Below are 21,260 nucleotides of genomic sequence, written 5' to 3' on the forward strand. Positions count from 1 at the left end.
CTTTTTATTGAGTCCTGCAGGGGAGATTGAGTTCCTGATAGCCCACCGTCTGGCGGCTCTCTATGGCCGGTAACGTTACCCAGCAGGTTTCTGCGACACTGTCGCCCCATTTAATTTGTAGACGTTCATCGCTGTTGACGCCGGAAACAAAGGTGCTTCCGTTGGTGCCAACGGTGCCCACATTGCTGCCGGTCGCATTAAATACCGCCGCACCCATCGCCGGTGAACGCTCTTCTGTTCCCTGCAAGTGGATTAATAAACTTTGACCGCTGCGCGTCTCAAAGGTAACTCGGGTGATCGCACCGTAGGTCGGCACCACATCTTTAGCGGCCAGCGGTACATCCAGCCCGGCACCAATATCCTCGGTACGCAGGGCAACTCGGTTGTGGCGATAAGGCATAGCTGAAGTCATCACCGCATAACCGGCACGATCGATAGCCACACCGGGCTGGTTCTCCAGACGCACACCACGGGCATTTTTTGCTTCAACCAGCACAAGCGTATTTTGCAAAGGCTGAGACAAGGTGACGCCGCCACCGTGGGCTACCGCGCCTCCCGACAGATTCAGCGTGCCCTGCTGGTAACTCTCACTCTGGGTATAGCCCACTTCGACATTCCCCATGCTGCCCATATAACCCGCATCGGCGGTGCTGGTCTGCCCGCCGCTGCGCGAATGGCCGGTTTGCAGATAATAATTCAGACGATTGTCATCAAGCAGCGTACCACTCACGCCGGTGCTATAGCTGTCGCCACTTTGTTTGCCGTGCGACAGATTCATATTCGCCGTAACCTGCCTGTCGCTGAACACCGTAAAGGGCATTGACAGCGTAAAGGTGATATTGCGATCTTTTTGACCGTAGTTACTGCGCGTGTCCTGTAAAAAGACGCCATAACTTATCTCTTTGACCACGCTGTTCATCCCCAGCTGAAAGGTTCGGTCACGGTTACCACTGCCCCAATAGGTCTGATTGGTGATACTCGAATACAACGAAACCGGTCCAAGATGCTGATTAAGCGTCAGCTCCAGTCGCTGGCGCTTATTGTTATAGCGCTCGGTGTAATAGTACTTGCGCCGATCTTCCGCCCAGCCGGGCACACCTTGAGCGGGCTGCGTATTGTCACTGTATTCATTGCGGTAGCGGCCATTTTCATAGCTCGAGCGTTCACTGACCATGTCACTGAAATCGTAATAACCTGAAGTGGAGTAACGGTAGCCGGCAATCTGTAATTGAGTCCCGAGCGCATTCAGCGACTTCGAATAGAGGAAACGGAAGCTGGCTCCCTGCTGGCGATCGCCATTATATAATTCGGTATCCGACCAGGCGGTATCAAAAGAAGCCGCGCCAAGCATGCCTAAACTTTTCCCCACGCCCAGTACGCCAGAACGGTAGTGATCGGCGACAAGAACGCCACCATAAGGCGTCAAATCATGGCTCATCCCTCGCGAGAGCGTGCCCTGAATAAAACGCGGCTGGTAGTTCGTCGTCCCATCCTGATATTTACCCGCCGTCAGGGCATAGTCCCAGATGCCCTGGCGCAGCATATGTGTGACGGAGGAAAAAGGCACGCTGAAGTCCTGCTTCGCGCCATCGGCTTCAAAAACCGTCACCTGTAGATCGCCGCTTGACGTGCTGGGATAAATATCATTGAGGACAAAAGGCCCTGGGGCCACGTTGGTGCTGTACACCGTATAACCGTTTTGACGAACCTCGATACGTGCGCTGGTGCGGGCGATGCCGCGTATCACCGGGGCATAGCCTCGCAGGCTGTCAGGCAGCAGGTCGGTGACGCTCGAAAGCTGCACGCCTCGAAACTGGAAGCTATCAAATACCGCGTTACTGGTGCTGCGCTGGCCCAACTGGAAACGCGAACGCCAGGGGATGATGTCCGTTTCTGCCCAGCTGGCGATGGGTCGCCAGCGGCTTTTGCCGGACTGCTGCTGCCAGTTAGCATTATTACGTAACCGCCACTGCCCCAGATTTAAGCCACTGTTAGTAGACAAAAAATAATAATTATTATTGCTGTTAAGGCCTGTCGTGCGCGAACGGTTATTGGAGCCACTGAAATTATAGTTAATAAACCCGGCGTCGATTCCGTGGTCGTATAGACGCGGTGAAAGCGAGCCTTGAGCCACCGGCACCAGGTAAATTTGCGGCACCAGGATATCAATTTTCTGCACGCTGGCATCATAGGACAGCTTAGCGCCATCAAGATGACGGGCAAGATCGAAGCAGTCTGACGGGGTTCCTTCGTTCTCATTGAGCTGGACGCCATACGCGAGGTAGTCATGGGCGCTGATACAGACCTGAATCGGTTTTTCCGGCGAGATTTTACGAAAATCTACGGTTTTATGATCCACCCGCTGCCCGTTGAGATAAATATCAAAAGGGTAACTGCCGGGAAGAATATCATCACCGTTGGACAACGCGCTGACAGCCGAGGCATCGCCGTGAATAAAAGACGTATTGAAGGTTTCTTCAGCCGACGCCGACGAGATACCAAGTAATAACAACGTTGAGGCAAGCGTCTGAAGCAGGCGTAATTTCGCGCCCCTTCTACCTGCGGCTGCTCCATATTTCACTGCGAACCACATAAGATATCCCTGTCCAACGCCATCAATCGCCAGGTTCCAGCCGTTACATTACAGGCTGATATCGTTCACCTGGGTATTCCCACCAAAATCGTTGATGTAGGTAAAGTTCAGCCGTTTGGCATTTTCTGCCCCGGCTGGAAGTGGGATGCTGATGCGATCAAAGGCTTTTACCATATCGGCATTGATCTCCCGTTTGTTACCGGCACCCCCTGTCAGGCTGATCACACCAAGCGTAATATTCAGCGGCCCATTATTTTCAACCATCAGCTGATTTCCCTGACGCTGCCATTTCAGCGCGGCAATCTGCTGCGGTAAGGTGGTATTCAGCCCCGTTGGGCGGTAAAACAGTTTGATGCGGGTACGTACTGCAATCTGCAATACATTTTCATTCTTAGGTGCTGGCGGGATCTCTTGTATATTGACCCAGAAAAGGGATTCGCGATCCTGTGGTAATCCATTACCGGAGTAGACAAAGCGCAGCACGGCCTCTTTTTTACCGGCCAGCTTGAGTATCGGCGGGATCACCTGCATAGGCATATTCTGTGGAACTTGACTTTTGTCGCCATAGTCCAGCCAGGTTTGCACCATATAGGTATCAGGCTGATCGTTGTGAATATCCAGTGAAGCCGATTTCGCATTGCCATTGTAAATCACGCGGGTTTGATCGACCTGAATGCCCGCAACAGCATTCAGAGAGAAAAAGCACAAGGTGGCAGCGAATAACTTTCTCATTTATCAACCCTTTTAAAGTGTGCCTTCCCTGGCAGGCACAAAAATGACCGTTTATTTGTACTCGATGGTAAAGCTTGAGCTGGCATTAGCATCACCGGCAGTCACTGCGGTGTTATAGGATTTGTAACGCGCTTTCAGGTTAAACGCGGCGCTGCCGTTAGCACTCTGACTGTCCGTGCTGGCAATAGCGACCCACGGTGAGTTGGCATCGGAGCTCTGGTTAATAGGGAGCGTTTTTTCGTTGTTATCCAGAATTTCGATACCCACGCCAGTGGCGGCGTTAACTGCCAATAAGTTTGGGTTACCAGAGACGGTAGGGCCGTCAAAACGCAGCGTGTAGTTACCGCTTTCACAGTTAGCCAGGTTAATGGTGAAGGCTTTAGAGGCCGTGACATCACCCACTTTTTTGAATGCGCTGGTTGGGTATTTACCGATAAACACTTCTTTGCTGGCATCGCCTGAAGTGACATCGCAGGCAGATTTCACGATAGAGCCAGTAAATTTAACCGTACCGTTAGCGGCCTGAGCATTAGCGGCCATCAGGGTCAGTGCTGCGGCAGCAATAGGTAACAAAATTTTTTTCATTTTCTTCTCCACGAATGACAAATGCATCAATTTTTAAGCGAATGTAAGTGTCCCGACCCGGCCATCCCTTTTCATTCTGTTTTGTAATCAGATACCGCAGACGGCTGTCGAGAAATAACTACCCGCTGGGAATATACCCTGGAGCCCTTCACTGATTGATGCGTAAAATTGCGTTATATGCATTTATTAATAGAGAAAAACAATCAAAGAATACAATCAATTGATTTTAAGAATATTCCTACCTAAATATTTACAAAAAAACAACAAGAAATTTTGCTTTCTCAGGGAGAAAAAATAAAAAAAAACCTGCAAGCAGGCTAAATTATATCGATTTTGGTTAAATCTCACGCACCTCTGCCGATGATGGAAAGGTGAAATACTGGCTGATGAAAACATTAGCGCAGACGCTTGATCCGTTTATCTTCCAGAACGATATCCATCACGATTTCTTCCATTTTGCGCGAAAAATCAGCGGACGGTTTGTGGAACTGACAGGAGAAGATGTGATGTGTACATTCTCTGTCCGCCTCGTCCAGTGACGTAATTTCCTTAATACTTAGCAAATCTAAATCCACCGAAAACTGGCCGAGATCGCCCAATATCAACAACATATTTTTTAATAGCATGCCTGAACGGGTGAGTTCGGGTAGGGGCCGGTCGTAAACCAGCCCGATGCCGTTGCGCGAGAGGTCTTTGACCCGCAGCCTGTGGCTAAAGCCATCGCGGAACCGCCCTTCACAAAAGAAACGATGGCGTTCAGCGATGGTTATTCTGATTTCATTACGACGTTGGGCAAGGGTGATTTCGGCTGGAAAATGAAACGCCAGTCCACCCGGAACGTTTTGTTCAGTAAGCCTTGCGGTAGTAAAACCGATCCTTTCATTACTCCCTTTAATGACGAACTCCAGCGGAGTCGTGATGTCGCGCAGCTCTTCCGTGAAGGCAATGCTAAAACTCTGTAAATCAATATGCAGAAACTGACAACTTAGCGTTCTCTCCTGAAGCGTAAATTCAACGCTGCCACTCGTTTTCATCGCTTCTCGTAGTAAAGCAAGGATTTCGTAACGGTCAGTTTTGGTCGTTCCCCGATAAGATAATGTTGGCATCTGGCCTAATTATTCCTTTATGTGGTTAGCTTTAATATTATAAACACTTAAGTCAAATGTTCCGTTAAAAATATCGCGACCACATCCAGCCGCGTGCCATCATATAAATCGAACGGACCCGTGTTAATAACCATACACGATATGACGAAGCACGTAATAAATATACCGTCTCGATACTGTTGGGTCACGGCGGAAAATACCTACGACGAGACTTTCATCAGGATAAGGCCAGAAATGATTAACGCTGCGGCGATTAATCGCATGGTGCTGGCTGGCTCGCCGAGGAAAAAAATACCCAGCAGAAAAGCGCCGACTGCGCCAATACCGGTCCAGACCGTATAGGCGGTGCCCAGCGGCAGCACGCGCATTGCCCATGCCAGACAGCCGAAACTCACCAGCATGCCAACCATGGTCACCACTGAAGGCCACAATTTTGAGAAACCCTGCGACTCTTTCATGGCGAACGACCAGACAATTTCAAATATACCTGCGATGAACAGGATTAACCACGCCATCACTGACTCCGTAAGTTTAGAAAGCGGGTCGTCCCGTCATATAAATCTGAAAATGTTGAAGTCGTCCTCAACCAGATAAGGCATTGAGTGTAAACCTAATAACAGCATGTAGCACCACAAAGAAAAATCAGCGACTTATTCATCGAATGATTAAGCACTTAGCGGCAAAAATTAACGCGCCGACCGGCGTCACCCCTTCCAACTTTACCGGCATAATTCGTCATATCTGATAAAATTGATCGGTAGGCCGTCATATGACGGCCTGATTTTCTTTATCGGCCTGGCCGCAAAAACTTTTTGAGGTGACAACAATGAGCACATTTAATACTCAGGACGGCACGCAAATTTATTACAAAGACTGGGGCAGCGGTAAGCCGGTGCTGTTCAGCCACGGCTGGCCGTTGGATGCCGACATGTGGGACAGCCAGATGAACTTCCTTGCCGAACGCGGTTACCGCGTTATCGCTTTTGACCGCCGGGGTTTTGGTCGTTCGGATCAGCCGTGGGAAGGTTATAACTATGATACCTTTGCCTCGGATATTAACGATCTGATAAGGCATCTGGACCTGCACGAGGTGACGCTGATTGGCTTCTCAATGGGTGGCGGCGACGTTTCACGCTATATTGGCCGCTATGGCAGCGAACGCGTCAGCGCGCTGGCACTGCTCGGAGCGGTTACGCCAATCTTGGGACAAACCGCCGATCACCCTGAAGGCGTAGAGAAATCGGCGTTTGACGGAATTAGAGCAGGACTCCGTAAGGACAGGGCGCAGTTTATTAGCGATTTCGCCACACCTTTCTATGGGATCAACGCCGGACAAACCGTTTCACAAGGTGTACTGGCGCAGACGCTGAATATCGCGCTGTTAGCCTCGCTGAAGGGGACCATCGACTGTGTTACCGCCTTCGCTGAGACCGATTTCCGTGCGGATATGAATAAAATCGACGTCCCGACGCTGGTGATCCACGGCAGCCACGACCAGGTCGTCCCGTTCGAAACCACCGGCAAACTGGCCGCCACGATGATTAAAAACGCTAAACTCAAAGTGTATGACAACGCTCCGCACGGCTTTGCGGTGACCCATCAGGACCAGCTCAACCAGGATCTGCTGGCGTTTTTACAGCAGAGGTAACGCACAGCACAGCTGCACTGTGCCCCAGCTACGACGGCCGGGGCGCTAACAAATTGACGATACCGTGCGACCCACAAGTTCACAGGCTGGGATAATCAACGCATTTGAGTAAACGGACAATGAAGAAACTGAAAAAGTTCTTCGCTGTCTGCCTCTTGCTATTATCGTTTTTCTGTTGATTAACGGAAGCATGCAAAAGGGAGCAAAGCGGTACGCAGGATACGCACGGGCAACCATCTGAGCCGATTACCTTTATACTGACAGCGAGATTAGGTATACACCACGCGTGTCAGAATATTATTACTTCAAAATTACTGCACTGGATAGTAATCAGCCGTGGTTTAGATCGCTTACGCACTCTTGGTCACACCGCGAAATGTCTTTGCAGTTATGCACCTTATCCAAATACGTTATACCAGCCAAGTTTATTGAAAATAAGCTTATTATTATGATAAATACAGCTGCAAATGATGGTGCGTTGAACAACTCATCCCAGCAAATGGCTACAACAGCCATAAAGACGAAGGAATAATCGCCCTATGGAGCTTAAAGATCTGATTACACCGCTTGTCACCCTTACCGGTGTCTGGCTGGCAGCGCGCTTCACGCTACGCAATGAGATCAGTAAAAAGGCATTAGAGATCCGCACTTCACGCTTGGAGACACTGTCGTCGGAATGCACTCAAGCTCTTTATAACGTCTCTAATTATCTTAATACGTTATGCATGATCGTTGAATCAAAGTACATGTTGTTACACGATAGATATCCACAGAGCTCGGAGTCAGAGCTGCAAGTACCTGCCATTGAGCTTGCAAGTTGGAAGGATGAACTGGATGATTCTGATCGAAAGCTTAAAACAGAGCTGCTCGCTCGCTGTCGCAGCCAGCTGTTATTTCACCATCCCGATGAGAGGATACGATGGGAATATCATGTCACAATGCCTCTAGTGGTCTTGGAGGATTTTTTCTTCATAACTTCACCAACAGGCGCACTGGTTGATATGAAGGGGAAAAGTCGGAGTAAAGCAGAAGCACTGGCTATTACTGCTGACATCAAACACCGTGCCAATGAACAGCTTGGCTATGTACAACAAATGACACGCAGATTTGCAGATGAATTCTATCAGCTCACCCAGCCTCAGAAAACGTTGACGCTGAAGGACTATATTGGACGTGTGCGCGATAAAGTGAAGCATTTTTTCTTTGGCTGATCTCTCTGTGGACCGGTGGCAGGCTGTTCGTAAGAGCCTATCACCTGATATATCCAAGAAAATAGTTTCAACTTATTTTCCCCTCTTGATTAACATGCTTTACGGCATCATCCTTTTCAGCGTGTTGTCTCGCAGGAAATAGTGGTGAAACAGGGCTGCCAGCGCATGCAGACCGATCAGCCAGTAACCGAGCGGCGCCAGGGTTTCGTGCCAGCCAATCAGTGTTTTCGCAAGCTCAGGAGCCGGATTATCTGACACCGGCATGCTTATGCCGAACAGCCACCACTCCTTACCACGAAGATAGCGTGAGCCAATTCCCAGCACGGGCAACACGATAAACAGCAGATAAATGCAGCTATGCACCAGATGCGATAGCCCGGTCTGCCAGCGCGGCGACGGAGGCACGATTGGCGGGGTTTTGTAGCGCGTTCGCAGGTACAGCCGAACCGCCATAATAAGCAATACGCAAAAGCCAGCGCTGAAATGAGTCACAATCACCGCGTTTCTCTGCCAGGTGCCCTTTTCCGCCATCCATCTCAATTCAATGGTTGCATACGCCACGATCAGCAGTAATACAGTCACCCAGTGGAAAATCATTTGCGGCGCTGAATATTTTTTAATCATTATCCTGGTCTCTTAAAATATCGCAGGGTGACATTAGCATGCCTGTTATTACCCGGAAATCAGGATAATTTCCTGCTCATGCTTCTTCATATCGATCCCGGGATAAATCAGAGATTTCTGCATTTTGCTTTTCACAAATCAATCACCAATTCCGGCGTGCGGCTGCGCGAACAGCACAGGGCGATTTGCTGGCTGGTGCAGGCTTTTTCTGCCGCCGATTGTACGGTATCACGGTGATCGGGCTGCCCTGATATCACCGGCGTCAGGCAGGCACCGCAAATGCCCATTTCACAGGAGAGCGGTACGGCAATATCATTCTCCAACAGCACCACGGCGATGCTCTTCTCCGGCGGCACGTAAAACGACTGCCCGCTGCCCTGCAAGGTGAGAGTAAAGCCTTCTCCTTCAGCCGGGCCGTCCAACGCGGTGACTGCGGCAAAAGCTTCGCTGTGGATACGATCCGCTGCCCATCCCTGTTGCAACGCCTGCTGCTGAATGTGGCCCATAAACCCCTGCGGGCCGCACAAATAGAGGCGCTGGCCATCAGGATGCTGTAATGCTGGCGGCAGGGTGCGGCGCGGACTGTGCCCTTCACAACCGGACCACAGCGCCACGCTACCGTGGCGAAAACCCTGCTGCAAACGGCGGCGAAAAGCGATATCACCCCGCTGCCGGACATAGTAGTGCAGCTCGAAACTCTGTCCGCTGGCGTCCAGCTGTTCGGCCATCGCCAGCAGCGGCGTAATGCCAATTCCGCCAGCGATTAATACCGTGTGCTGCGCGGGTTGTAGCGCAAACAGCGAACGTGGCAAAGAGGCCGTCAGGCGCTGACCGGGGCGCAGCTGCTCATGCACCAGGCGCGATCCTCCGCGCGATGCCTCTTCACGCTTGACGCACAGCAGCCAGCTGTCACGCTGCTGTGGATCTCCGGTCAGTGAATACTGGCGGATTAGCCCAGCGGCAAGGTGCAGATCGATATGCGCCCCGGCCTGCCACACGGGCAGCGTACTGCCGTCTGCACTCACCAGCGTCAGTGCCAGGTTATTATTGCCCTGCCGTGCCAGCGCATCTACCACCACTTCAATGGTCTGCATAATGCCCCCTAAACGAGGAAGAAGTCGCCAAAGCCCTGTTTTTTCAGGCCACGACGATAGGCTATTGAGCTGCGGTCAGCAGGAATATGGGCTTCCAGCGTTAAATCAAGCGGCAGCCGCTCCGGGCGCTGGGTCTCCACCATCAGCCTGTCCTCTTCAAATACCCGGTGGTTGAAGGCATGCACCTCTTCTACCGGGATGTGCAGGTCAAAATTGCGGGCAATAGGCGCAAACAGCCGGGTTTTGCGGGCTGATACCGGGGAAGCCGCATTCATAATCACCAGCCTCTCCTGCTGCGGAAAGTGAATAGTCAGGGTAGCGGTAAACGGCAGATGCATCTCAAAGTGGCGCAGCCACTGGAATCCCTCCGGCGCCTGGCGTTCGGAGTCGGCAGAATAGTTACTGACTGAACTCCAGTAATCGACGCTAAAACCATAAGGTGTTTCGACCGGGTTATACGGCGGAACCGCCTGATTTTCCGGGTCAGCAAAGGTTTCCGTATGGATCCACGCAAAATGCGCCACATCCAGGAAGCCCTCCACCTGGCGACCGGCAAATCCGGCCACGTCAAAATGCGGGCAGACAATCTGCTGGAAACCGGCATCTTCCCAGTGCGGCATCACCGGCAGCGACGGCACGGCCCCTTCATCGGGTGCCAGACAGGTCCAGATCAGCCCGTAGCGCTCCTCGGTCGGATAAGTCAGCAGATGCAGCTTCGCCGGGATGGGCTGGTCGGGGCTGGACGGGATGCGATTACAGCGCCCGCCTTCACCAAAGCGCAAACCGTGGTAGGGGCAGATAATCCCCGCCTGGTCATGAAAGCCCAGCGTCAAAGGCACGCCACGGTGCGGGCAGACGTCACGCGCCACCACCACCTGGCCATTAACACGGTAAATCACCAGCTGTTCATCCAGCAGTACCGCTTTTACCGGTGCCTGGCCGATATCAGCGGCAAGCGCCACCGGATGCCAGTGACGTGCCAGGCGTTCCCAGTCATCCGGTTCAAAAGTGCAGTGCGGCGGGGGCGTCATTTTGGCTTTCATGATGGTCACCTGGATTAACGGGCGGTTGTTATCGTTAAGGACATTGTGGATACTCGGAGGTGTTGCAGTCCATCAGAGATAATGCATCCATCCTCTGCAAAAATTCGTACAGGAGCAGCCCGTGGACCCTTTCTCGCGTTTTTCCCACTACTTCGCTGCGGTAGTCACCAGCGGCAGCCTGCGTAAGGCGGCAGAGCAGCTGCATGTTTCTGCCTCGGCGATAAATCGACAGATCCTGCTGGCGGAGGAGATGATGGGCACCCAGCTGTTTGAGCGGCTGCCCGCCGGGCTTAAACTGACCACCGCCGGGGAGCTGCTGTATGACGATATCCGGCGCTGGCAGCGCGAATTCCACCGCACCCGGCAGCGCTTTGATGAACTACAGGGGCTGAAGCGCGGGCACGTCAGCGTGGCGCTGATTGCTGCACTCAATGAAGGCGTGGTGGTGAATGCTCTTGCCGGGGTTGCTGAAGTTTATCCGTGGCTGACCTTCGATCTGGCAGTGCATGACAGCCAGACTATCGTTGGCAGGGTGGTCAGCGCCGAGGTCGATTTTGGCCTGCTGCTGGATCCGGTGGCGCACAGCGGGCTGGAAGTGCGGGCATTCTGCGAAATGCCGATTGGGGTGGTGATGCCTGCCGATCACCCGCTGGCGCGGCAGCCGTCGCTCTCCTTCGGCCAAATCAGCGAAAACCGCCATATTATGCCAACGGCACCGCTGATGGTGCATGAACGCACCGCGATGCTATACGGGCGATACGGTATCACGCCGCAATCCACCATCAGCTGTAACGATATTCGTTTGATCAAATCGCTGGTCTGCGCCGGAGCCGGTCTGGCAGTGTTAAGCCTGCTGGATGTCCGGCAGGAAGTGGCAAGCGGTGAGCTGGCGTTTGTACCTTTGCATGGTCAGCCCGTGCGCCCGCTCACCCTTGCGCTGTGCGTAGCACCCAAACGCCAGCTGTCACGCGCCGCCCAAGTGGTGATCCAGCACTTGAGCCAGGTACTGGAAGATCTCGCCGGGGAGCAACGGTAACATCCGAATAATGCTGATGCGCACGGCGGCAGATCAGTGACGTGCCGCCAGCCATACCGCCCAGGCTTCATCCCAGATGGCGGCGGGCGATCCCACCTTGCCGAGGCCGAACCCGTGACCGCCCTGAGAAATACGCATCATCTGTACCGGCACCCCGTGGCGGCGGCAGGTATCATGCATAATGACGCTGTTTTGCGGATTAGAAGTGGGGTCATCCTCCGCCTGAGCCAGAAACAGCGGGGGAAAGGCACGGGTGACGTAGTTTTGCACCGACCAATACGCTTCGTCTGCCGGGGTTGGGTGATGACCCACCAACGATAAATGGGTATTGGTATGGGTGTAAGGAGGTTCAAGCGTGATCACCGGATAGATCAGCCCCACGCTGTTAGCTTTCGGCACCAGCCGATCGATGGCATCCTGGGGCGGATATGAGGCAAAATCGGGCCGTGCGGCGGCCATGCCCAGCAGGTGACCACCGGCCGAGAAACCGAGCAGATGGACGTTGCCTTCCATTGAATGCACCAGACGGATTGCCCGCTGCGCATCCTGTAACGACACACCTTTGCCATCCTGCCAGTTTTCGCCGGGCAGACGATAGCTAAGCACATAGGCGGTGAAGCCTTTGCTGTTAAGCCAGTGGGCCACCGGCCACCCTTCACGCCCCATGCCGATCCAGCGATATCCCCCTCCGGCGGCGATCAGTACCGCTTTACCGTTTGGCTTTTCCGGCACAAAACGCTGAATGCCCGGGCTGGAGATGTTGGACCAGGAGCCGTTAGCGGAAATACGCAGCGCGCCGTCTGGCCCGCCGCCGCCCGGCGGCGTGTTGGGCCATAGCGGGAAAAAGTTCTGGCTGGCGAACAGGCTGTCAGTATTTATGGCAAACATAAATGCCCCGGTTCCCATTAATAACCGACGGCGACTAATCATGGTGCATATACAGAATTCTCAGCAGGAAACGAGTCGTGAATGCTAAGCAATATAGAAGCCTGGCCCAGTGGCGCGATAGTAAGCATAAGCGCTTAAAAATGCTACTGCCGTCACACTTATTTCATCATCTGGTGGAAGATTATTGACGTCTTCGTGGGTTTGGTTATGCGGGTAAAGCGAGGGGCCAGGGGATATGACGACCCGGAAAGCACCGGGCCGCATGCGGTTACAGCTTCTCTTTGCGTGACATTCTGTCCAGATAGCCCATCACAAATGCCGACAGCACAAACGTCAGGTGAATAATCACATACCACAGCAGTTTGTTATCGGGAATATTACGCGCGTCCATAAACACCCGTAGCAGGTGAATGGAGGAGATGGCAACGATCGACGCCGCGACTTTATTCTTCAACGAGCCGGAATCCATCTTGCCCAGCCAGTTAAGCTTCTCTTTATGCTCGGCGAGATCGAGCTTGGAAACAAAATTCTCATAGCCAGAAAGCATCACCATCACCAGCAGGCCACCGACCAGCGTCAGATCGATCATTGATAGCAGCACCAGTACCATATCGTTTTCCGCCATGCTCAGCACATGCGGCAGCAGATGAAACACCTCCTGGAAAAACTTAATGGCCAGCGCCAGCAGCCCCAGTGACAGGCCAAGATAGATCGGTGCCAGCAGCCAGCGCGAAGCATAAATCAGGTTTTCAACAATACGTTCCATAGCATCCACATGACGATTCAACAGGGCGCATAGTATACCCGAAGAGCGCCGAATTTTTTCAAGCGGACGAAAGTTAAAACGTGGGATCGGATGATTTTTACACGATGATAACACCAGCAGTAACGTCTTAAAGGCGCTATTGGATGCACTGGCGAGCGTCGAACTCGATAATAAAATGACTTATCGCCAGCCGTCAGTTCTGCATCGACCGGCCCTGCTTTTGCAGCGCCGACAGGTTTGCCAGGCAGATGTCATGTTGCACCAGGACATTCGTCGTAAGATCGGTCGATTCTATTCATCCCACAAGTCATTTAGACCCTGTACTTTATATCTTCAGATCTAACTTCCACCAATGGACTTCCTTATTTCAATTAACGACTTTATATATTTATTTTCTTTATCACCTTCGGAAATCTCTTTATTAAGTAATAAAACAAAATTATCGCTGAATCTGTCATTAATTAATGGGTTTGCTCCATTTGATAACAAAAGCTGTATGTGTTCTATCTTACCAGAATATAACGCATTTATTAATGGTGTTCTTTTTAAAGAATCTTGTATATTTAGATCAGCTCTGTAATCAATTAAAACTTTTAATGTCTCAGTATTTTTAGCATTAAAACTTTCGAATATAATTGGCTCATGATGAACTCTGTCCCTGGCATTTGGCGATAACCCTCCATCAAGAATCGCTTTTATCCAAATCCCTTTATCCGCCTGCATCATGGACTCTGCCGGACTGCCTGGCATATTGGGCTGTGGCTGTAAGGGATCTGCGCCTGCTTTAACCAGTTCGGTTATTATCTGCAGTCTCTCCGGCGTGGCCTGATCATAGAGTGAGCTGTTTATTGCCCAGAACAGCAGGGTCATAGACGCTTTCCCCGGCCGGTTTAGCTCTTCTGTGCTCATATCAGGCAAAATTTTTATTATTTCACCCCCGTCTCCTTTTTCAATTTCTTTTGCCAGAGCCAACTGCTTCCCTTCGAAATAATCCTGCGCTTTTAAATCCATACCTTTCTTACACCCCTGCACCATCAATGCTGAAAGTAATATCGTGATTACAACTAGTATTCTTTTCATATGCGGCCCCTGATTGTGGCAATATCCTCGTCTTTCTGGTCTTCAATACAGTCAATCGCTTGGTCAATACCGTGCCTGTCGAGTAATGACCCCTTTCCTCCCGGCAGGGTGTGTTTCATCCCCACGGCATCCGGGATTGCTGACGACACCCCCTCTTTTGCCGACAACAAATTAAGGTTGCCATTGACACTTTTGTAATCTTCTAATAGGTTGACTTCCTGTATTTTCGTCAGCAGCTCACCCTCTACCCGGTAAGCCTGTATGTTCCTGGCGCTGCCAACAAGGTTTCCACCATATTTCTCCACCGTGCCTGCATTTACCCCTGCGGCATTAAATGTCCATGCCGGTTTCCCACTGGCAATAGAAGCAGCAGAAGCCATACCACCACCAAGTGAGTGACCTGATATGTCTATTCCATTTGGTAACTTAGATAATTTCATCCCTATTTTTACAGCCTTCCTATAATAATCGGAATTAAATCCGCTCCCCTGGTTAATATTATTAGTCCAGTCATTGATGTTTTTAATTCCAGAGTAATCCCCTTCGAATAGCACTTTCTTTGCGACATCTCCAATGCCAGCCGAAAGCTCCGGAGCTCTCGATCCTCTGAATACCAGCGTAGGATTCATCTCTGAGCCAAATATCGATTTATCCGGTGAATAGACCCGCGCAAAAAAGTCCGGGTTTTCTGACTGGTCGTAAAGCATCTTAGGGGTTAATCCAAGTGATGACAACGCGTTGTTATCATTGCTGATATCAGTCCAACCCTCAGGAACGTCCGGCATAGATTTCAGGGCATTTATGGCATTGCCCTTAACACCATAGATATTCTGAGCCAGCTTCGCTTTTTCAACGGCAATATTGTTCTCTGCCAGCCTCCGTGCGGCGATCATCGCATCCGGGTAAATGCTACGACTTCCCCGATCGATCAGATATTTCCGCTCCTGCCACCGCTCCGCCTTGGTCATCGGGCGCATGCTGTCCACCGTCGCCACCACGGTGGCCGCTACCGTGGCTATCGCCTGCTGTAATGGAGATTTCTTCGTTAAATTCTGCCGAGAGGGAAGCGTGGTTGGCCTGGGGCGTCTGGCGTAACGGCTGACCATTTCTTCATAGCGCCTGATGATGCACGCTACCGGGTACATCGCAGGAAGGTAGCTTCCCGGATAACGTTGTAATTTTCCTTTTTCATCAATGTAAAATGGGTGCTTCAACGGCGCCCAGACGGCGAAAACCTCGTCAATCGCCAGCAGGCGGCCATGATTAATCTCATCAAAGACTTGCCTCTTCACGCCGGGGTTCTCGGCCAAGCCCAGGACATCTCTGCCCGATTGCCTTTTGCGCATGATGTTATAGCGGCTGCAAATCTACATCTGTGCAGCACCGCCGAACAGATAGTTGCGGTCCAGTTCACTGCGTACGTTTGCCGGGTTGATAATGCGTGAAAAGTTCTCAGGCTCTGTGCTTTCGAAGGAAAAAAATATCAGTTTCATGCTTTCGTTGTTCTCTCTGCATGTATTCATGCCACATCATGATTGCAGCTATCAGGTATTCCGGCAGCCACCGGTGATGGTGTGCCAGGCCCGGGGCTGAAGCAACCGCTGCCGCCTGTCTTTTGTGGACAACCGGTGTTCTTTTGATGCGTTCAACCAGGCTCTGACGCGCTTTTTCTCACCGCAGCATCGCGTTCGGATTGTCGCATATATTCTAGCGCATAACATGCAGGGCAAACTGCACACTGTTCAGGTGGTGATACCGCAGACGATAGCGCCTTATCCGCATTTGTTACCTAAGAGAAGCCTCAGGCAGCAGCCTTTTCCCGTCAGTTGAACAGTTCAGAATCTGAACAGAAAAATACAGTCTGCTTTTTTTTAGAAAAAACAGCGTTCGTATTTAATTACCCGCCAGGATTAGCACGCTTAACCGAAGAAAAAGCATTCCATATACTACCTGTATTCAATCAAAATCGTTCGATTAAAAGAGAGGATGAAGCCGAAATTTATACTCTGGTCTATAAATAAAAAATGGGTGAATATCAAAGCAGAACAAACATTACCCGGTGAGAGTAAATATAAAAATAGGTGAGTAACCTCTCAATATTCAAAATATGCATCATCGGACGCTTTACTTATTCTTCACTCATCTCTATTTTATTCGGCACTGGATATTCATTGACTGGCGAATACATGAAATCAGCAACTTTTAATCTAATCAGCCTGGCACTAACAATGTTTCTGGCTTATACATCAAGCATTCGTTTAATTGGGAATGAAAACTTCCCCGACATTATCCTTATTTTGGTGGTTTTTTTTGGCTTACGCAGTTTGGTCAAAATGTCTCTCTCAAAGGTACTCGATAACTTCACCCACAGTGAATAATTGACCGGAGATTAAAATGAAAGCGTTGAATTTTGGAGAGATAAGTGTCATTTCAGGTGGTGATGGTGGTGCGCCAGCGACGGTAGCAAATGCTGCTAGTGAAATGGTGATTTTAGGAATCATTGCTGGTATTCCTGGCGGCCCTTACGGAATGGTAGCTGGGGGTATTATTGGGGGCTTAGGTGTCGCTATCAGTTCCATGCCAGCACCACCGCCCCCGCACTTTTGCCGCATTGAGCGTGGTTATCAAGTCTGTTTCTAGCAGGTTTCAGAAAATACTATAGGTCATGTGAACGGCATTCGGTTAAAAAAACATTTGCGATTGTTGAGATCCCTTTAACCATATTATTACCCCCCCACAATGACATATTAACAAAAAACAGCTTACTCTCATTTTTATTGAGTTTTACCTTTACCGGTATTGTAATTTCCTTTTATCAAAAGAGTGAGTTTATTAACACAAACTCAACAACAATTAAATTAGTAAGGATATTTTAAAAGGCACATTTTATATACCAACATGAATGAAATTATCAAGGAGCATATACCTTGTTTCGCCAGTTAGCGCTTGATAATCAGAAGATAAAATGGCGCGGCAGGGCGCTCCTTCTCCCCGGCATTCCTTTTTGGATTGTGGCGGGTTTGTCTCTCTTTTTCATTATCGTTTTCCTGACTTTTGTTATCGTCGGCAGCTATAACCGGCGGGTGAATGTGACAGGTGAGATATCCACCTACCCCCGTGCAGCTCACGTCTATTCCGCTGTCCGTGGTGTTGTGGTCAAACAATTCGTTACCGAAGGGGAGCTGATCAAGGCTGGCTCCCCTGTCTATCAAATCGACGTCAGTACAAGCACCCGCAACGGTGTGGTCAGTGACAACCAGCGCAGGGATATTAATAACCAGCTGGCGCGTATCACGCAGATGATTAGTCGGCTGGAAAGCAGCAAGAAAGACACCATCGAGATGCTGGAGAAGCAAAAAGCGCAGTATACCCGCGCATTTCAGCACTCCACCGACATTATCCACCGTGCCCAGGAAGGGACCCGCATCATAAAAGAGAACATGGAGAATTATCGGCAATATCAGGCGAAAGGGCTTATCAATAAAGATCAGCTGACCAACCAGGTGGCGCTCTATTACCAGCAGCAAAGTAGCCTGCTGGGTCTGTCCGGACAAAACGAGCAAAATGCACTGCAAATCACCGCGTTGGAAAGCCAAATCCACATCAAGGCAGCCGATTATGATAATCAGATCTACCAGATGGAGCTGCAACGTTACGAACGACAGAAAGAGCTGCTCAACATCGATGCGGACGGCGCGATCGTCGTGCGTGCGCTGACCGATGGCCACATCGATTCGCTCAGCGTCACGGTCGGGCAAATGGTCAATACGGGCGACAGCCTGTTGCAGCTCACCCCGTACAACGTTGACCATTACTCACTTATCCTCTGGGTACCTAATGACGCCATCCCCTACATCAACGCGGGCGATCGGGTCAATATTCGCTATGAAGCTTTCCCGGCAGAGAAATTCGGCCAGTTCGCTGGCACGGTATCCGTCATCTCAAAAACGCCAGCCTCACCGCAGGAAATGATGACCTGGCAGGGCGCGCCCAGGGATGCACCGACAGCTGCCATCCCGTACTACAAGGTGATCGTCAGGCCAGAAAAGCAGAGTGTTGCGTACAGCGGTAAGCGCCTGAGCCTGGAAAATGGCATGAAGGCGCAAAGCACCCTGTTCCTTGAAAAAAGGAAAATTTATCAATGGATGTTGTCACCTTTCTACGATATGAAACACAGCACAGAGGGGCTGGTCAGTGAGTAAGCTCCGCTTAAAAACATTAATCGGGCAGCTGGACATGCGCTTACGTCGCCGCATCCCGCTAGTCCATCAAACCGAATCTTCGGAGTGCGGACTGGCTTGCCTCGCGATGATCTGCGGACACTTTGGCAAAAACATCGATCTAATAGCATTACGTCGGCAGTTCTGCCTGTCGGCGCGTGGCACTACGCTGTCCGGGCTAATCGGTATCGCCGATCGAATGGGTCTGGCCACGCGCCCGCTATCACTGGATCTCGACGATCTCGGCGCACTTAAACTTCCGTGCATACTGCACTGGGAATTCAACCATTTTGTGGTGCTGGTAAGCATCAGGCGCAACAGGGTGGTACTGCACGACCCGGCTCGCGGGCGGCGGATTGTGAGTCAAGCCGAACTGTCGCAAAGCTTTACCGGCGTGGCGCTCGAGGCATGGCCAGGCAGCGATTTCACCGCCGACACCGTGCGTAGCCGCTTTAGCCTGCGTACGCTGATTGCTCGTGTGCACGGCCTGAGAGGTGTGCTTGGCAAAATATTTTGCCTGTCACTGGTGATCGAAACCATTAATCTGGTGATGCCGATCGGCACACAACTGGTGATGGATCACGCGCTACCTGCCGGAGATCGCGGGCTGCTGACCCTGATCTGTGCCGGATTAATGATGTTCATCCTGTTGCGGGCGTCGGTCAGCATGGTACGCGCCTGGTCTTCTTTGGTGATGTCGACACTGATTAGAGTTCAGTGGCAGTCAGGACTATTCAACCATCTGCTACGTCTGCCGCTGGGTTATTTTGAACGGCGAAAGCTGGGTGACATCCAGTCGCGCTTCGGTTCGCTGGAAGCGCTACGCGGCACGTTCACCGACAGCATCGTCGGTGCCACCATGGACAGCATTATGGTTATCGGCGTGCTGGTGATGATGATTCTGTATGGGGGTTGGCTGAGCGGAATAGTGATCGCCTTTACCACCCTGTACGTGCTGTTGCGCCTGCTGACCTACGGTTATTATCGGCAACTGTCGGAGGAGTCTCTGGTGAGGGGCGCCCGGGCCAGTTCGTATTTTATGGAAACACTGTACGGCATTGCCACGGTCAAGATGCAGGGCATGACGGAACGCCGAAGTATGCACTGGCTCAATCTTGAAATCGACAGTGTAAATACCGGTATTCGGGTCAAAAAAATGGATATGCTGTTTGGTGGTATCAACACTTTTGTTGCAGCCTGTGATCAGGTGGTGATCCTGTGGATCGGCACCAGCCTGGTGATCGACAATCAGATGACCATTGGTATGTTCGTCGCATTTGGCGCTTTTCGCGGGCAGTTCTCTGACCGGATCGGTTCACTGACAGAGTTTTTGCTGCGGCTGCGCATGATGAGCCTGCACAACGAGCGTATTGCCGATATCGCCCTTCACCCGCCGGAGATGCGCAAACCTGACCTCTCCCACAAGGCCGAACTGAAGCCGGCTTCGCTGACTACGCGCGCGCTGATGTTCCGTTATGACAGCCAGTCGCCAGCCATTTTCAGCGATCTGAACATTGCCATTGCACCGGGGGAAAACGTGGCTATCGTCGGGCCGTCCGGGGTGGGGAAAACCACGCTAATGAAGGTTTTGTGTGGATTATTTACGCCCGATAGCGGCGGTATCGAGGTTAACGGTACTGATATTCAGCAATTAGGTATCAATAACTACCATAAGATGATCGCCTGTGTGATGCAGGACGACAAGCTATTCTCCGGTTCTGTGCGCGAGAATATATGCGGTTTTACCGATGAGATGGATGAAGAGTGGATGCAGGAGTGTGCCAGAGCCAGCTACCTGCATGAGGTCATCATACGTATGCCTATGGGATATGAAACGCTTATCGGCGAACCGGGAGAAGGTTTGTCCGGCGGCCAGAGGCAACGCCTGTTCATCGCCCGGGCACTTTATAAAAAACCCGGCATCCTGTTTCTGGATGAGGCGACCAGCTCGCTGGACAGGGAAAGCGAGAATGCAGTGAATCAGGCCATCAAGAGCCTCTGCATCACGCGGGTTATCATCGCTCACCGTGAAACGACAATAGCCTCGGCAGACAGAGTGATAACACTGGTTGGGGGATAAGCGTACCTGATGTGGCTTTCCCCCGTCTGGCACTGTTGTTGCCATTCAACTCAGTGAAACTGGCGATGCCGGATGCGGTAATCGCGTGGGGTGATATGGAAATGTTTTTTAAACACGCGCTGGAAACACTGCTGGGAAGAGAAGCCGAGATCCATTGAGATAGCCATAATACTTTTGGTCGAACTCACCAGGCTTTGCGCGGCCTGTTCAAGGCGGCGGCCACGAATAAAGGTCGCCAGGGTTATGCCCTTTTGCGCCTTAAAAGCGCGTTGTAAATGCCATTTCGAATAGCCTGATTTTGCCGCAACCGCTTCAATATTCAGCCCTTCTTCGATATGGCATTCGATCCAGTCAACAATGACATCAACGATTTCGTTTTTCATTTTACTGCTCCGCGATGTGGGGCATTACCCGCCCTGTCCCTGATATAAATGTAAAAGTCGTATTTTTATTATCTTGATTTTATTGAATTAAACTCGTTATGAAAAAAAACTCGTTAAATATCAATAAAACGTGGAAGGGATGTTATTGGAGTGTTTAAAATAGTTCAAATA

19 protein-coding genes and 1 pseudogene are annotated in these 21,260 nt (G+C 51.1%); 6 read left to right on the forward strand and 14 right to left on the reverse strand.

Annotated elements, in window-relative coordinates; translation table 11 throughout:
* Positions 1-4 precede the first annotated feature (4 nt).
* From EPIR_RS17005 to EPIR_RS17025, 5 genes are all read right to left on the reverse strand, one after another.
* Positions 5-2,593, reverse strand: a complete 2,589-nt coding sequence (locus EPIR_RS17005; protein ID WP_023656724.1) for a fimbria/pilus outer membrane usher protein — start codon at positions 2,591-2,593, stop codon at positions 5-7.
* A 48-nt stretch (positions 2,594-2,641) separates the two neighbouring features.
* The gene (locus tag EPIR_RS17010) at positions 2,642-3,325 is read right to left on the reverse strand and encodes a fimbrial biogenesis chaperone (RefSeq protein WP_023656725.1); all 684 of its coding nucleotides are present in this window, start codon (positions 3,323-3,325) and stop codon (positions 2,642-2,644) included.
* A gap of 51 nt (positions 3,326-3,376) precedes the next feature.
* Positions 3,377-3,910, reverse strand: coding sequence for a fimbrial protein (locus EPIR_RS17015; protein ID WP_023656726.1), 534 nt, complete (start codon positions 3,908-3,910; stop codon positions 3,377-3,379).
* Positions 3,911-4,305: 395 nt separating this feature from the next.
* Positions 4,306-5,016 carry a PilZ domain-containing protein gene (locus EPIR_RS17020; RefSeq protein WP_023656727.1) on the reverse strand — a complete coding sequence of 237 codons (711 nt, stop codon included), beginning with the start codon at positions 5,014-5,016 and terminating at the stop codon, positions 4,306-4,308.
* Positions 5,017-5,216: 200 nt separating this feature from the next.
* Entirely contained in the window at positions 5,217-5,531 is a 315-nt protein-coding gene (locus EPIR_RS17025) for a DMT family transporter (RefSeq protein WP_023656728.1), read from the reverse strand.
* Positions 5,532-5,842: 311 nt separating this feature from the next.
* Here EPIR_RS17025 and EPIR_RS17030 point away from each other — a divergent pair, with 311 nt between their 5' ends.
* Together EPIR_RS17030 and EPIR_RS17035 are read left to right on the forward strand one after the other, a co-directional pair.
* Positions 5,843-6,664, forward strand: coding sequence for an alpha/beta fold hydrolase (locus tag EPIR_RS17030; RefSeq protein WP_023656729.1), 822 nt, complete (start codon positions 5,843-5,845; stop codon positions 6,662-6,664).
* A gap of 539 nt (positions 6,665-7,203) precedes the next feature.
* Positions 7,204-7,875, forward strand: coding sequence for a hypothetical protein (locus tag EPIR_RS17035; RefSeq protein WP_023656730.1), 672 nt, complete (start codon positions 7,204-7,206; stop codon positions 7,873-7,875).
* A gap of 99 nt (positions 7,876-7,974) precedes the next feature.
* On the opposite strand, the gene cybB is transcribed toward EPIR_RS17035, so the two are convergent.
* The 3 genes from cybB to hpxD all read right to left on the reverse strand — a co-directional run bounded on the left by cybB (position 7,975) and on the right by hpxD (position 10,636).
* The gene (cybB, locus tag EPIR_RS17040) at positions 7,975-8,499 is read right to left on the reverse strand and encodes a cytochrome b561 (RefSeq protein WP_023656731.1); all 525 of its coding nucleotides are present in this window, start codon (positions 8,497-8,499) and stop codon (positions 7,975-7,977) included.
* 131 nt (positions 8,500-8,630) lie between these two features.
* Positions 8,631-9,593, reverse strand: a complete 963-nt coding sequence (locus EPIR_RS17045; protein ID WP_023656732.1) for a PDR/VanB family oxidoreductase — start codon at positions 9,591-9,593, stop codon at positions 8,631-8,633.
* Positions 9,594-9,601: 8 nt separating this feature from the next.
* Entirely contained in the window at positions 9,602-10,636 is a 1,035-nt protein-coding gene (hpxD, locus tag EPIR_RS17050; protein ID WP_023656733.1) for a molybdenum cofactor-independent xanthine hydroxylase subunit HpxD, read from the reverse strand.
* Positions 10,637-10,757: 121 nt separating this feature from the next.
* On the opposite strand from hpxD, the gene EPIR_RS17055 reads away from it, so the two are divergent.
* Entirely contained in the window at positions 10,758-11,672 is a 915-nt protein-coding gene (locus EPIR_RS17055) for a LysR family transcriptional regulator (RefSeq protein ID WP_023656734.1), read from the forward strand.
* Between the two features lie 33 nt (positions 11,673-11,705).
* Here the strand turns inward: EPIR_RS17055 and EPIR_RS17060 are convergent, their stop codons facing one another.
* The 5 genes and pseudogenes from EPIR_RS17060 to EPIR_RS19345 all read right to left on the reverse strand — a co-directional run.
* Positions 11,706-12,560 (reverse strand): alpha/beta hydrolase, encoded by an 855-nt coding sequence (locus tag EPIR_RS17060; RefSeq protein ID WP_023656735.1) that lies wholly within the window; start codon positions 12,558-12,560, stop codon positions 11,706-11,708.
* A 268-nt stretch (positions 12,561-12,828) separates the two neighbouring features.
* Positions 12,829-13,326 (reverse strand): TIGR00645 family protein, encoded by a 498-nt coding sequence (locus EPIR_RS17065; protein WP_023656736.1) that lies wholly within the window; start codon positions 13,324-13,326, stop codon positions 12,829-12,831.
* Positions 13,327-13,665: 339 nt separating this feature from the next.
* Positions 13,666-14,406: an ankyrin repeat domain-containing protein gene (locus tag EPIR_RS17070; protein ID WP_023656737.1), complete on the reverse strand. Its 741-nt coding sequence runs from the start codon at positions 14,404-14,406 to the stop codon at positions 13,666-13,668.
* Entirely contained in the window at positions 14,403-15,512 is a 1,110-nt protein-coding gene (locus EPIR_RS17075) for a Tle-like phospholipase domain-containing protein (RefSeq protein ID WP_476729626.1), read from the reverse strand. Before EPIR_RS17075 ends, EPIR_RS17070 begins: the two co-directional genes overlap by 4 nt.
* Positions 15,489-15,929 (reverse strand): annotated as a pseudogene (locus EPIR_RS19345) (DUF8093 domain-containing protein); the annotation flags it as partial. The gene EPIR_RS17075 and the pseudogene EPIR_RS19345, both read right to left, overlap by 24 nt.
* Positions 15,930-16,800: 871 nt before the next feature.
* Between EPIR_RS19345 and EPIR_RS17090 the strand changes: the two are divergent.
* From EPIR_RS17090 to EPIR_RS17100, 3 genes are all read left to right on the forward strand, one after another.
* Positions 16,801-17,046, forward strand: a complete 246-nt coding sequence (locus EPIR_RS17090) for a hypothetical protein (RefSeq protein ID WP_072066060.1) — start codon at positions 16,801-16,803, stop codon at positions 17,044-17,046.
* Positions 17,047-17,333: 287 nt separating this feature from the next.
* Positions 17,334-18,608 (forward strand): HlyD family secretion protein, encoded by a 1,275-nt coding sequence (locus EPIR_RS17095; protein WP_023656742.1) that lies wholly within the window; start codon positions 17,334-17,336, stop codon positions 18,606-18,608.
* 34 nt (positions 18,609-18,642) lie between these two features.
* Positions 18,643-20,706 carry a peptidase domain-containing ABC transporter gene (locus EPIR_RS17100; protein WP_167337191.1) on the forward strand — a complete coding sequence of 688 codons (2,064 nt, stop codon included), beginning with the start codon at positions 18,643-18,645 and terminating at the stop codon, positions 20,704-20,706.
* A gap of 50 nt (positions 20,707-20,756) precedes the next feature.
* Here EPIR_RS17100 and EPIR_RS17105 read toward each other — a convergent pair whose 3' ends face one another.
* Complete coding sequence (locus EPIR_RS17105) at positions 20,757-21,089, reverse strand: helix-turn-helix domain-containing protein (protein WP_023656744.1); 333 nt, start codon at positions 21,087-21,089, stop codon at positions 20,757-20,759.
* Between the last annotated feature and the right edge of the window lie 171 nt (positions 21,090-21,260).

This window comes from Erwinia piriflorinigrans CFBP 5888 (assembly GCF_001050515.1).
In the GTDB taxonomy this organism is placed as follows: Bacteria; Pseudomonadota; Gammaproteobacteria; order Enterobacterales; family Enterobacteriaceae; genus Erwinia; species Erwinia piriflorinigrans.